7 protein-coding genes are annotated in these 12,979 nt (G+C 70.9%); 3 read left to right on the top strand and 4 right to left on the bottom strand.

Annotated elements, in window-relative coordinates; all coding sequences use genetic code 11:
- Positions 1 to 104 precede the first annotated feature (104 nt).
- Complete coding sequence (locus ACZ7SW_RS33720; protein ID WP_470234411.1) at positions 105 to 524, bottom strand: ricin-type beta-trefoil lectin domain protein; 420 nt, start codon at positions 522 to 524, stop codon at positions 105 to 107.
- 190 nt (positions 525 to 714) lie between these two features.
- Here ACZ7SW_RS33720 and ACZ7SW_RS33715 point away from each other — a divergent pair, with 190 nt between their 5' ends.
- Genes ACZ7SW_RS33715 through ACZ7SW_RS33705 form a run of 3 tightly spaced genes read left to right on the top strand, consistent with a single transcriptional unit; the run spans position 715 to position 2,783 of the window.
- A complete protein-coding gene (locus tag ACZ7SW_RS33715; RefSeq protein ID WP_344276142.1) occupies positions 715 to 1,110 on the top strand; it encodes an XRE family transcriptional regulator in 396 nt (131 codons plus the stop codon).
- 24 nt (positions 1,111 to 1,134) lie between these two features.
- Entirely contained in the window at positions 1,135 to 1,617 is a 483-nt protein-coding gene (locus tag ACZ7SW_RS33710) for a hypothetical protein (RefSeq protein ID WP_470234410.1), read from the top strand.
- Between the two features lie 11 nt (positions 1,618 to 1,628).
- Positions 1,629 to 2,783, top strand: coding sequence for an MAB_1171c family putative transporter (locus ACZ7SW_RS33705; protein WP_470234409.1), 1,155 nt, complete (start codon positions 1,629 to 1,631; stop codon positions 2,781 to 2,783).
- A 34-nt stretch (positions 2,784 to 2,817) separates the two neighbouring features.
- On the opposite strand, the gene ACZ7SW_RS33700 is transcribed toward ACZ7SW_RS33705, so the two are convergent.
- The 3 genes from ACZ7SW_RS33700 to ACZ7SW_RS33690 are packed head-to-tail and all read right to left on the bottom strand — an operon-like array spanning position 2,818 to position 12,820.
- Positions 2,818 to 3,987, bottom strand: a complete 1,170-nt coding sequence (locus ACZ7SW_RS33700) for a cytochrome P450 (protein WP_470234408.1) — start codon at positions 3,985 to 3,987, stop codon at positions 2,818 to 2,820.
- Entirely contained in the window at positions 3,984 to 8,327 is a 4,344-nt protein-coding gene (locus ACZ7SW_RS33695) for a type I polyketide synthase (protein ID WP_470234407.1), read from the bottom strand. The genes ACZ7SW_RS33700 and ACZ7SW_RS33695 overlap by 4 nt, the downstream gene beginning before the upstream one ends.
- Positions 8,324 to 12,820: an SDR family NAD(P)-dependent oxidoreductase gene (locus tag ACZ7SW_RS33690; RefSeq protein ID WP_470234406.1), complete on the bottom strand. Its 4,497-nt coding sequence runs from the start codon at positions 12,818 to 12,820 to the stop codon at positions 8,324 to 8,326. Before ACZ7SW_RS33690 ends, ACZ7SW_RS33695 begins: the two co-directional genes overlap by 4 nt.
- Between the last annotated feature and the right edge of the window lie 159 nt (positions 12,821 to 12,979).

Here is a 12,979-nt window from a genome sequence, read left to right as displayed (position 1 = left end):
GAGCCTTGTTCTGCAGCCCTGGCGAACATCGCCGGCATGGATGCGGAGCACCCGGGCGGAGCCCGTCCACAGGCTCCGCCCGGGCAGCCCGATCAACCGTGCAGCTAATGCGCGTCCCAGCCCTGCAGCGGTGCGAGGGCGTTGCACTGGGCGACGAACGTGTAGACACCCTTCTTGTTCACCTGGTCCAAGCCGAACTGGACGCAGGTGCCCAGGAGGCGGTTGCGGATGGTGCCGTCGTCGTAGAAGACCCACTGCTGTTCGGCTCTGCCGTTGCAGCCCCAGGCTTCCAGGCGCGGCGCGGGGTCGCCCAGGCCGGTCGCGGAGGGAGACAGGCAGCGGCCGTCGTTGGTGCTGTGGATGGAACCGTCGGCGGCGATGGCCCATTGCTGGTTGTAGCTGCCGTTGCAGTTGTAGGTCCAGACCTTGCGGCCGTCGCCTCTGCTGTCGTCCGAGTCTTCGTCGATGCACTTCGTGCCGTTGAAGTAGTACGACCCGAAGGCGTAGTAGCCGACTGGCTGCACCGGCTTGGGCGCGGCGGCGGGGGGCCGCGGATGCCGGGGCCGCGGTGAACATCGCGCCGGCCAGTGCGAGGGCGCCGACTGCGCCGGCGAGGAACTTTCGCTTCGTCATGTCTCTCCTTGGGTTTCGGGGTGTTAGCTGACATGAGGACGAGTTACCCGGTCATTCATCTCAGCTGATGGACGACTGACGATGGCCTCGCTCGCCGAGAAGATCGAGAAGTTGTTCGACGTCGTGCGCAAGCCGGGCCGCGATCAGTACTCCAGCGAGGAGGTCGCCAGCGCTTGCCGGGAGGCTACGGGCGAGACCTTCTCGGCCACCTACCTGTGGCAGCTGCGCACGGGCCGCCGGGACAATCCCACCAAACGGCACCTCGAGGCGCTGGCCGGGTTCTTCCAGGTCCCGCCCGCGTATTTCTTCGACGACGAGCAGAGCGCCCGGATCGCCGAGGAACTGGAGCTGCTCGGCGCGCTGCGCGACGCGGGGGTGCGGGACGTGGCGCTGCGCGCGGTGACCCTGTCCCGGGCCGGGCTGGGCACCATCAGCGACATGATCGACGCGATCGCGCGAAGGGAAGCGGGCGAGTAAGGCTGGACTGGGGGGGTCGGGTTCGTGGATCGCAAGCTGTGGCGAAGATGCAGAAAGCTGGCCGACGACCTGGAGCTGCCGGAGCCCTTCGACCCGGTCGAGTTCGTGCGGGGGGTCGCCGCGGGCCGGGACCGGCCGACCGAGCTGCTGCCGGCCCGGGCGATCGTCGGGGGTCCCTGCGGGCTGGTGATGTCCACCGACCGCGCCGACTACATTCTGTTGCCCGCCAACACTTCCGCGCTGCACCGCCAGCACATCCTGCTGCACGAAATCGGGCACCTCGTGTGCGGGCACGCCGGGGGCGGCGCGGTGGACGTCGGCGCGCTGCTGCCGACCCTCTCCCCCGAACTCGTCCAGCGGGTGCTCGGCCGCTCCGTCTACACCGAGGTGCAGGAGCAGGAGGCGGAATTGCTTGCCACCCTGCTCGCGCACCGCGCGGCCCGCGGGCACGATCCGGCGCCGCCCACCGGGGACGCTCTCGTCTCGCGCGGGCTGGCGCTGGTGTAGCGGTGGTTCGGGTGATCGAGGCGATCGGCTGCTCCGGCTGCTTGTGCGCGCTGCTCGCCGTGAGCGCGAAGGTTGAGTCGCGCCGCCCGGTTCCGCCGCCCGGGATCAGGTACCTGTGCATGTTCATCGGCTGCTTGACCGCCGGGATGACCCTGCTCGCCGTCCGGGGCGGCAATGTGGCGGGCTTGCTCGGCGACGAACTGAAGCTCGCGTCGCTCGCGTTCCTCGTCCTGTTCGCCCGATCGCTGTCGCCGGGGGAACCGACGCGGCGGCAGGTCCGCTGTTCCCTGCTCGTGGCTGGCGAGGTGCTCGCGGTCAACGCCGTTCTGTTCGCCGCAGCCGACGCCCGTGAGGTCGACGGGAACACTGTGGTGAACGAGTCCGGTGTCCTGCCGCTGCTGATCTACTACGTGATCTACACCTTCGCCGCCGCGTCGGCGTTGTCGCTGTTCATCGTCCTGATCTGGCGGAATGCCAAGCGCATGGCCCCCGGCTCGCTGCGGCGCGGGCTCCAGTTGATCATCGCCGGAGCCTCGGCGGGCCTGCTGTGGACAGCGTGGGCCGTCCAGGACATGTGGAGCTTGCTGGCCGTCGGCCGGGTCAGTGCCGCCGAGGACACGCCGTCGGTGCTGCTCGGCGCGGTGGCCGTGAGCCTCGCCGCCGCCGGCGCGACGCTCTCCGCGTGGGGACCGCGGCTGGGCGCGCCGGTGCGGTGGCTGCGGGCCTATCTGGGATACCGCCGGCTCGGTCCTCTGTGGACGGTGATGCGGGAGGCGGTGCCGGGCATCGTCCTGAACGCCGGCGGCGGGGTGCACCTGGCGCTCTACCGCCGGATCATCGAGATCCGCGACGGGCACATGGCGCTGCGGGAGCACTTCGATCCCGCAGCGGCCGAGCGGGCGGCGTACCTCGCCCGGCGCACCGGGATCGCCCCAGAGCGGATACCCGCTGCCATCGAAGCCGCCTCGATCGTTGCCGCGCTGGCCGCCCATCGCGCAGGCCTCCGCTTCAGCACCGCGGAGGATTACCGGCCCGCCGGACTCGCCCCGACCATCGCGGCCGAGACCGCTTGGCTCGCTGCGGTCTCCCGGGAACTCCGCCGGGCCCCAACGGGCTCGATCTCGCGCGAAGCACCCAGCCTATCGCTCAGCAATCTCGGCCGATGACCGTCGCGATGGGCGCGAAACAGGGTTTCCGGCGTCAGTAAAGCTCCGCGGTGTCCGGAACGAACCTCACCGGCAAGGTGCTATATCCGGTCAGGAAGTTCGAGTGGATGCGCCTCGGCTCACCGACGACTTCGAACCCGGTCGCGTACTTGCGAAGCGCCGAAAGCAGCTCAGCGATCTCGATCCGCGCCAGCTGGGCACCGACGCAGTAATGCGGTCCGTAGCCGAAGGCGAGGTGTTTGTTCGGCGTGCGACGGAGGTCGAAGCGGTCCGGATCCGCGAAGACGGTTTCGTCCCGGTTCGCCGAGCTGAGCCACAACGTTACGATCTCGCCCGGGGCGATGGGGTGACCGGCGATCTCAGTCTCAGCGATCGCGGTGCGGCCGAAGTGCATCGCGGGGGTGGACCAGCGCAGGACCTCGTCGACGGCGGTCGCCAAGGTGACGTCGCCGTTGCGCAGCAGGTGCCATTGCGACGGACAGGCGGCGAGGGCGCGAACTGCCTCGATCATGGACAGGCGGCTGGTCTCGTCGCCGCCGATGAGCAGGCTGTAGCAGTTGAAGACGATTTCTTCGGCAGACAGGTCAGTGGCGGCGAGGGCGGTGAGGACGTCGTCGGCCGGGGTGGCGCGCCGGTGGGCCAGCAGGTCGGTGAAGTAGGCCAGGATTTCGTTGCGGGCCAGGGAGGATTCCAGCTCGTCGGAGTCGCGGTCGTCCGAGCTGAGGGCGCGTTTCGTCTGGGTCAGCAGGAAATCGTGGTCGTTCTCGGGGACGCCGAGCAGGTGCCCGACGGTCGTGATGGGGATTCGGCTGGCGATGTCGGCGGCGAAGTCGCAATCGCCGCGGGAGACGGCGTCGATGACCAGGGTGCGGGTGTTCCGGCGGACTTGGCGAGTGAGGCGGTCGAGTGCCGAAGGGGTAAAGGCGCGCTGCAGGATCTGGCGGAGTTCGCGGTGTCGCGGGCCGTCGGTGACGGCGAGCATGCGGCCGGCCGCGGAGTCTCCCCCGGCCAGCAGGGTGACCAGGACATTGCCGCGTTCGGAGGTGTAGTGGGCGGCGTCGCGGTAGACAGCGAGGACGTCCGCGTGCCGCGACACTACCCAGAAGCCGTGCGGTTCGTGGTGGTAGACCGGATTGTGCGCGCGGGTGGAGCGCCAGAACTCGGTGAGGTCGGCTTCGAAGGTGCGCGGGTCGGCCAGGTTCATCGCAGTGCGTCGAGTTCGTCGGCGAGGGCGCGGATCGTCGAGTGGTCGAACAGGGTCGCGGCGGGCAGGTCGACGTCCAGGTGTTCGCGGAGGCGGGCGAGCAACTGGGTGGCCTGGAGCGAGTTGCCGCCGAGTTCGAAGAAGTCGCTGTCCAGGGCGAGGTCGGGGACGCCAAGGGTTTCTTCCCACAGCTGCAGCAGGGTTCGTTGCAGGTCGGTCGCGTCGGCCAGGTCCTCGCGCACTACCGGGGCGAGGTGCTGCGCGGGCGCCGGGGCGGGAGGGGGTGCCATCCGCTGGGCGGCTTCCCGGCCGACTTCGGCGAGGCCGCGCGGGGCGGCGATCACTTGCGGGCCGAGGCGGGCGGAGAGGATTCGCCAGAGCAGGTCGAGTCCTTCGCCGGTGCGCAGGTAGTTGCTGTGCGGATCGCCGGAGGCGAGCATGCCGGTCTCGCTCCAGGCGTCCCAGTTGACCGACACGGTGTGCCTCGGGCCGGGCGGGCTGGCGTGGGCGAAGGCGTCCAGGTAGGCGTTGGCGGCGAGGTAGTCGGCCTGGCCGTAGTAGGTCGGGACGAGCGCGGTGACCGAGGAGAACAGGACGAGGAAGTCCGGGTCCTGGCCGAAAACCCGGTCCAGCACCTGGGTTCCGGCGATCTTCGGGGCGAGCACGGCTTCGACGTCCTCGCGGCGGCGGACCGCCATCATGCCGCCGCCGGGGCTGCCCGCGGCGTGGAAGATGCCGTCGACGCGGCCGCAGGTGTCGCGGATCTGGCGCATGGCGTGTTCGTCGGTGACGTCGGCGACCTGGACCAGGACGGAGCCGCCCAGGGCCTCGATTTCCTTGAAGCGCCTGATGGTCTGCTTGCGGATCGGGCACGGGCCTTCGGAGAGGTAGGTGTCCCAGTCCGGCCGGTCGGGGAAACTGGAACGGCCGACCAGGACCAGCCGGGCACGGACCAGGCGGGCCAGATCCTCGGCGAGCGCCAGGCCGATGCCGCCCAGTCCGCCGGTGATCAGGTAAGTGCCGCGTTCGCGCAGCAGCGCCGGGAGGGACTGCGGCGGGCTGCTGGGGAGAGGGCGGATTTCGCGGACCCAGCGGCGGCGGCCGCGCAGGGCGACCTGGTCGTCCGCGGCGGCGAGTTCGGCGAGCACCTGCCGCGCGTCCGCGGGCATCGCGAGGTCGACGACGCGGCTGGACAGGTTCGGGATCTCCTGATTGACCATGTGGTGCGGGCCGAGGACTGTCGCTTTTTCGGGGGTGACCGGGTCGGTGCCGGTGACCTCGTGCAGGCCGGTGGTGAGGATCGTCAGGGTGATCGGGACCGAGATCTGCCGACGGGCCAAGGTCCGGCCGAGCGCGAGCAGGCTGTGGAGGCCGTGTTCGAGGCTGTCCTGGTCCAGCAGCCAGGCGTGCACGATGCGGCGGGGTGCGAGTCCGGCGGCGGCGAGGTCGGTCAGGAGTGCGTCGTAGTCGGCGGGGTCGGAGGTGCGGAGCGTGTACCGGCCTGGGGCGCGGCGGGCGAACTCGGTGCCGGGTTCGGCTCGGACCACGGTGGCACCGGCGCGGCGCAGGTCTTCGAGGACGCGGTCGACGACCGGCGAGCCCGCGGTGAAGACCAGCCAGGATTCGCCGGGGGTCACGCCGACGCTGGTCTGGTCGAGGGGTTGTTCGGCCCAGGTGGGGAGTTCGAGCGGGGTGGTTTCGGCTGGCGGTTCGGCGGCGGTCAACGGGACGCCGTACATGCCCGCCAGCGGCGGACGGCCGGGATCCGGGTCGACCCAGGCGCGGACGCGTTGGTACGGGTAACCGGGCAGCGGCAGGCGGCGGCGGTTCTCCCCTGCCCAGAACGCGTCCCAGTCCGGTTCGACACCCGCGGACCAGAGGGTGCCGACCGCGCGCAGCAGCAGGTCGGCGTCGGTGCGTTTGTCGGCGCGGTGCCGCATGGAGGACACGATCGCCGGGGCGGACCCGGTTCTGGTCTCGCGCCAGTGCAGGCGCGCGATGGTGGACAGTGCGCCGCCGGGGCCGACTTCGAGCAGGGCGTGCTCGCCGTTGTCCCACAACGTGTTCAAGGCTTCGGCGAACCGTACTGGCTGACGAAGTTGCCGGACCCAGTATTCCGGGTCGCAGGCTTGGTCGGCGGTCAGCCAGTCGCCGGTGACGCTCGAGACGACGGGGATTTCCGGCGCGTGCAGCTCGATGTCCGCGAGCACGTCGCGGAACTTCGGGAGGATCGGGTCCATCAGCGCGGAGTGGAACGCCTGGTCGACCGGGAGCGCGACGCAGCGGATTCCCTTGTCCGTCAGCTGGTTTCGGAGCTGCTCCACCAGGTGCGCGGGCCCGGACGCGACGGTGTTGCGGGCGCTGTTGACCGCGGCGATCGACAAGCCCTCCGGGAGTTCGGCGCGGAGTTCGTCCTCGGGAAGCGGGACGGCGAGCATTGCGCCCGGGGCGGTGCCCGCCATGAGCTCGCCGCGCAGGACGACCAGCTTGGCGGCGTCTTCGAGGCTGAAGCAACCGGCGACGCAGGCTGCGGCGTATTCGCCGATGCTATGTCCGGCGAGAGCTCGGGGCCGCACGCCCCAGTGCGTCCAGAGCCGGGCTAGGGCGTACTCCACGGCGAACAGCGCGGGTTGGGCGAGGTCCGTTCCGCGCAGGCTTTCCTCGTGCAGGTCGATGCCGAGGAGGTCGGCGCAGCGGTCGAGTTCGCGGCGGAACACCGGTTCGTGCGAGGCGAGTTCGCGGCCCATTCCCGCGTACTGCTCGCCCTGTCCGGGGAACAGGAACGCGACGGCTGACGGACGTCGCGGTGCCGGTGGACGGCCGTCGGCGGCCAGTTCTTCCAGTCGTTGAGCCAGATTCTCGCCGGGTGCGGCTACCAGGGTGCGGCGGTGAGCGTGTGCGGCCCGGCCGCGGTGGAGGGTGTGCGCGAGGTCGGCGACGTCGAGGTCCGGGTTGTCGCGCACGGTCTCGGCGAGTGCTCGGACGGCGGCGTTGGCGGCGGCTTCGGTCCGGCCGGAGAGGGTGATCAGCTGGCGGGGACGCGTGCTGGCTTCGGCGGGGACAGGCGGGGCTTGGGTGAGCACGACGTGCGCGTTGGTGCCGCCGATGCCGAAGGAGCTGACGCCCGCCACCCGGTGCGGCTGAGTCCAGTCGCGGAGTTCGGTGTTGACGAAGCAGGGACTGGACTCGAAGCCGACGTTCGGGTTGGGTTCGGCGAAACCAGCACTCGCCGGGATTTGTCCGTTGTGGACGGCCAGCGCGGTCTTGATCAGGCCCGCGATCCCGGCCGCGGAGCCGAGATGGCCGATGTTGCCCTTGACCGAGCCGATCGGGACGCCGCCGCGGCCGGCCAGCACGGTGGTCAGCGCCTCGACCTCGATCGGGTCGCCGACCGGGGTGCCGGTGCCGTGGCATTCGACGTAGCCGAGGTCGGCCGCGGCGAGCCCGGCGCGAGCGAGTGCGGTTTGGACGAGTTCGACCTGGCCGGCGATGCCGGGCGAGGTGAAGGTGAACCGGCGGGATCCGTCGTTGTTCACCGCGGATCCGCCGATCACGGCGTAGATGTGGTCGCGGTCGGCGACGGCGTCGGCGAGGCGTTTCAGTGCGACGACGCCCGCGCCGGAGCCGAAGACGGTTCCGTCGGCCGCGGCGTCGAAGGGCCGGCAGCGACCGGTGCGGGACACGATGGCGCCCTCGTGCCAGAGGTAGCCGTGGCCGTAAGGCAATTGGACGTCGGAGGCTCCGGCGAGTGCGAGGTCGCAGTCGCCCTGCCGCAGGGATTGGGCTGCCAGGTGCACTGCGACGAGGGCCGATGAGCACGCGGTGGCGACCGCCAGGCTGGGGCCGTCGAGGCCTAGGCGGTGCGAGACGTTCGTGGCCAGGTAGTCGTTTTCGTTGCCGACGCTCCATTCCAGGGACGCGAGCGCGGCGCGGGCGGCCGGGTCGCGGCTGACGTGCAGGGCGCCGTAGAGGTTCGGGGCGGCGGAGCCGAACACTCCGGCTCGCCCGGGGACACGGCCGGTGTCGTAGCCGGCGTTCTGGAGCGCGGCGTGCGCGCATTCGAGGAACAGCCGGTGCTGCGGGTCCGTGGCACTGGCCAGCTCCGGCCGGTAGCCGAACAGGTCCGCGTCGAATCCGGCCAGGTCGTCCACGAGCGCGGCGGCCCGGACGTAATCGGGGTCGGCGATCCGGGTGGGCGGGACTCCGGCCTCGCGGAGTTCTTCTTCGCTGCGGTCGGCGATCGACGCGGTACCGTCGCGGAGGTTCTCCCAGAACCGGGCGACCCCGTCCGCGCCGGGGAAACGGCAGGCCATGCCGACGATCGCGATCCGGTCGCTCATCGTGCTCCTCGGTCGGTCAGGGTGGCCGAGATAGTGCGCACGGTCGCTGACTCGAACAACGCGCCCGAGCTCAGCGCGATGCCGTAGCGCTGTTCGATCTGGTCCACGATGTGCACGGCGGCGAGCGAACTGCCGCCCACGTCGAAGAAATCGTCGTCGAGGCCGATGTCGGGGTTGCCGAGCAGGTCCGTCCACAGTTGACGGACGACCTCGACGACCGGCTGCCCGGCCGGGTCTGGCGGCGGGGTCTTTTCGACGACGGGTTCCGGTGCGGCTGGAGTGCCGAGGTGGTCGACGATCACCGTCGGGGGCAGGTCTCGGCTTAGGGCGTCTAGGAAGATCCGGGCGCCTTCCGCTGGGTCGAGCTGCGGGTCGCGCGACGCCGGTGCCGGTGCTGGTGCTGGTGCGGTGGGGCGGCTGAAGTCGGTGCGGGGCACGGCTCGGAAGGTCAGCGCGCGGATCGCGACGAGGTGCTGGCCGGTCGCGGTGTCGTGGAGGTCCACGTCGACCACGCGGGTGGTGCTGGTCTGCTCGCGCAGCCGGGAGCGGGCGGTGACGCGGCCGGTGAGCCGGGCGAAGACGGCCACCTGGCGGTAGCGGAACGGGACGAACACCGCGTCGGCGGTGGTGTCGATCAGGGTGGCGGCCGCGACGTCGAGGAGGGCCGGGTGCAGGAGGTGCTCGCGCAGGTCGGCGTGGAACTGCTCGGGCAGTTCGAGTTCGGCGACCGCTTCGTGCTCGTCGCGCCGCCTGCGGACTTCGCTTTCCCAGCGCGGCCCGAAGCCGAAACCGGGACCTGCCGCCGTCGTGGGCACGTGCGGGGCCGCGCTGGGGAGCGACTGGTCCGCGAGTTCGGGTTCGGTGTCGGGGATTTCGATGAGGCCCTCGGCGTGGTCGGTCCACTCCCCTTGCCCCTGCACGGGTTTCGACCGCAGACGGAAGCGATGGCCGCCGGGCGCGGCGGAGACGGCGACCTCGACGAAGGTGGGCTCGGTGACCGGCAGGGAACGCAGGATCAGCACATCGCGCAGGCCGACCGGGGAGGTGTCCGGCAGGAGGGCTCGCGCGGCGGTGACGGAGAACTCCAGCATGGCCGTGGCGGGCAGGACCGCGACGCCGCCGAAGCGGTGTTCGTCGAGCTGCCAGGTTTGCCCCGGGGCGATGACGACGCGGTGGCCGGGAGTGTCGGTCATGCCTGTTCGTTCCCAGGCGGGCCAGGCGATCGACAGGGTCCGGGGGTGGCGGAGCCGGTGGTGGGCGGCGTGGGCGTTGAGGAAGGCGTTGGCGGCGGCGTAGTCGGCGCTGCCGCGGAGCCCGGACACCCCGGCGTGGCTGGAGAAGTAGACGAGGAAGTCGAGATCTGCTCCGGACAGGGCCTTTTCGAGCGCGAGGGTGCCGTGCACCTTCGGTCGCAGCACTCTGTCCACATCGGACCGTGAGCGGCGTTCGAGCAGGCCGCCGCCCGCGATTCCGGCGGCGTGGACGACTCCGTGCGGGCCTCGGCCGAACGTGCGCTCGACCTCGGCGAGGGCACCGCTCAGGGAGTCGGTCACGTCGGCTTTGAGCACCGCGACGGTGGCACCCGCCGCTTCGAGCCGCGAGACAGCCGGAGTGCGGGTGGCGGAGCGGCCCAGCAGAGCCAATCGTGGGCGGAGACCGGTGTCGGCCAGCGCCTGCGCGATCACGAGGCCTACTCCCCCGAGGCCGCCGGTGATCAGGTAGATCCCGTTCTCCCGCAACGGATGTGGCTCGACCGTGGTGTCGTCGACTGGGACAATGCTGGGCAGCCAGCGGGTGCGGCCGCGCAGTGCCACGTGGGGTGCGGTCAGGCTGGCGAGTTCGGCTGCCAGCACGGAAGTCACCGCGACGGGGCCGACGTCGATCAGCACGCAGCGGATGCCGGGGATCTCCCGTTCGACGGTGCGGGCGAAGGCGTTCAGCATCGCGCGGGCGGGGTTGAGCGGTTCGGCGCCCGTCAGGTCGACGGCGTTCCGGAGCAGGATCGCGAGGGTCACCGGGACCGGTCGGTCGCGGAGTCGCTTCGCCAGGGTTTGGACGCAGGCGAGCACACTGTAGAAGCCGGTTTCCAGCTCTGGCTCGGCGTTGTCCTCGACCCCGAGGGCGTGGACGATTAGGTCGGGTACCGCGGTCTCGCGCAGCGCTTCGACGGTGGGCAGGTCGGTGACGTGATATCCGGCCTCGGCCACGGAATCCGTTACCCACTGGGCGTTCTCGGGCCGGAGCACCAACGCTCGCAAGCCTCGCACCGTGGTCGCCGGTATCTCGCCGCCGGGTTGCCAGCGTTCGTGGAGCAACGTCCACCCGTCCGGTTTCGGCTGGTCAGCGGTGGCGGGGCCGTGGTAGTCGACCCAGTGCCGCCGTCGCTGGTAGGGATAGCCGGGCACCGGAATCCGGCGAGCGGCGCGTGGGGCGCGGCGGTGCCAGTCGATGTCCTGGCCATGGACCCACAGTGTGGCCAAGGCGCGGTTGAGACCGTCGTCGGAAAGGACGGGCAGGACGCGAGTGGCCGCGGTGCCGGGGCCGATCAGTACCGTCAGGTCCGCGCGCGCATTGGTCCTTTGTGGACTCGCTGCGCCGGTCAGCACTCGTTCGGCAAGGTCGCGCGAGATCTCGCCCTCGCTGAAAGCCTGCGCGGCCAGGGCTCCGACCCCGTCTCCGGACACGCTCTCCGGCCGCACTCCCCAGCGGGTCAGGCAGGTGGCCATCGCGTACTGGAGGACGAACAGAATCGGGCGGGCGAAATCAGACGCGGCATCCGCGAGCCATGGGGCACGCAGCGGTCCGGCGACGGGTTCGAGGACCGCGAAAGCGGCGTCGCAGGCATCGCGAAAGGCTGGCTCGGTGGCGTAAAGACCGCCCGCCAAGCCGGGTTGCCACACCGATTCGTCCGGGAAGTGCAGGCCGATACTGCGGGGACGCTCGTCCGAGCTGAGCACCCCGGACGCCAGCTGCGCGAGGAGATCGTCACGGTCGCGCGCCACCACCGCCGAACGCACAGAGCGCGCGGCCCGGCCGACCTGCAGCGTATGCGCCGCGGCGGCGAACTGGGCCGGGTCGAGGCCGGTGAAGTAGCTGCGGAGACGGTCGCGGAGCTGGGTCTCGGCAGTCCGATCGGCGGCGGACCAGACGATGATCTGCGCCCCGGACGAAGGCGGGCCGGGCGCGACCGGCGGGGCCTCTTCCAGGATCACGTGGGCGTTGGTGCCGCCGATGCCGAAGGAGTTCACGCAGGCGCGGCGGACCGAGCCCGGCTGGCGGGGCCACGGGCGAGACTCGGTGAGCACCTCGAACGGCGAGTCGGCGAGGCCGAGTTCGGGGTTCACCGCGTCCACGTGGATGCTCGCGGGCAGCCGTTCGTGATGCAGCGCGAGGACCGTTTTGATCACGCCCGCCACTCCGGCGGCGGTGCCGAGGTGGCCGACGTTGGACTTCACCGAGCCGAGCAGGCAAGAGCCCGGCGGCAGGGGTTGTCCGGCCAACGTCCGGAACGCCTTGGTCATCGCGGCGACCTCGGTGCGGTCGCCGATGGCCGTCCCGGTGCCGTGCGCCTCGAAGTAGGAGATCGTGCTCGGATCGAGTCCGGCCGAGGTGAACGCACCGGTGATGCAATCGGCCTGGCCCTCGACGCTCGGGGCGGTGAAGCCGGTGCCGCGTCCGCCGTCGTTGTTCACCATCGACCCTCGCACGACCGCGTGGACGGTGTCGCCGTCGGCCAGCGCGCCGGAGAGCCGCTTGAGCACGATCGCACCGACACCGTCGCCGAAGTTCGTGCCGGTGGCCGTGCTGGAGAAGGGGCGGCACGAGCCGTCGGCGGAGTTGACCCCGCCGGGCACGTGCAGGAACCCGCGTTCGCTCTGCGGGTCGATCATCGAGCCGCCGACGAGCGCGAGTTCGCAGTCGCCCGCGAGCAGTGCTTGGCGGGCGAGGTGCAGGGCGACCAGCGACGTCGAGCAGGCGGTGCGGACCGTCAGGCTCGGCCCGGTCAGCCCGAGGCGCTGCGCGACGCTGGCGGCGAAGTAGTCGGGGTCGTTGTTGAAGTCCACGGCGAGCTGGCCGACCGAACGCAGCAGGCGGGCGTCGGGCTCGACGTGTTCGCTGGCGTACCGGTTGCTGCCCGCGCCCGCGAAAACGCCGATGCGGCCGGGAAAATCGGCGGGCACCTGTCCGGCGTGTTCCAGCGCGGCGTGGCCGACCTCGAGGAACACCCGGAACTGGGGGTCGCGGATCTCGGCTTCTCGCGGGGTGAGGCCGAAGAACGCGGCGTCGAAGTCATACGGCGCGTCGATGCGGGGACGCCGGCGCACGTAGCCGGGCATGGCCAGGCGTTTCGGGTCCTCCCCGGCGCGCAGGATCTGGTCGTCGGAAAGCGCGGTGACGCAATCGCGGCCGTCGAGGAGATTCCGCCAGAATTCGGCTAGGTCATTCGAACCCGGAAACCGGACCGCCATCCCGACCACGGCGATCGGCTCCATCTCCACCCCTCACCATTTTCACTCTCGGCGGAGAGCTGTTATCCGCAGTGCAGCACACTTCCCGGCGCACCGGCCAGCGTTTCGGACAGAGCCGAAGCGAACCGCGCCGGCGGCGAAGAACCTGGTCAAGACTTGACCGGGCCGGGCCGTCGCCGAAAG

Source organism: Amycolatopsis sp. NPDC114484, from assembly GCF_055633755.1.
Note: the sequence above shows the minus strand (reverse complement) of the source record. Positions and strands in the feature narration are given on the sequence as shown.

Excerpts from the sequence above, each read along its gene's own strand:
- ACZ7SW_RS33715 (WP_344276142.1), top strand. The coding sequence starts at position 715 with ATGGCCTCGCTCGCCGAGAAGATCGAGAAGTTGTTCGACGTCGTGCGC.
- ACZ7SW_RS33700 (WP_470234408.1), bottom strand. The coding sequence starts at position 3,987 with ATGAACCTGGCCGACCCGCGCACCTTCGAAGCCGACCTCACCGAGTTC.
- ACZ7SW_RS33695 (WP_470234407.1), bottom strand. The coding sequence starts at position 8,327 with ATGAGCGACCGGATCGCGATCGTCGGCATGGCCTGCCGTTTCCCCGGC.
- ACZ7SW_RS33690 (WP_470234406.1), bottom strand. The coding sequence starts at position 12,820 with ATGGAGCCGATCGCCGTGGTCGGGATGGCGGTCCGGTTTCCGGGTTCG.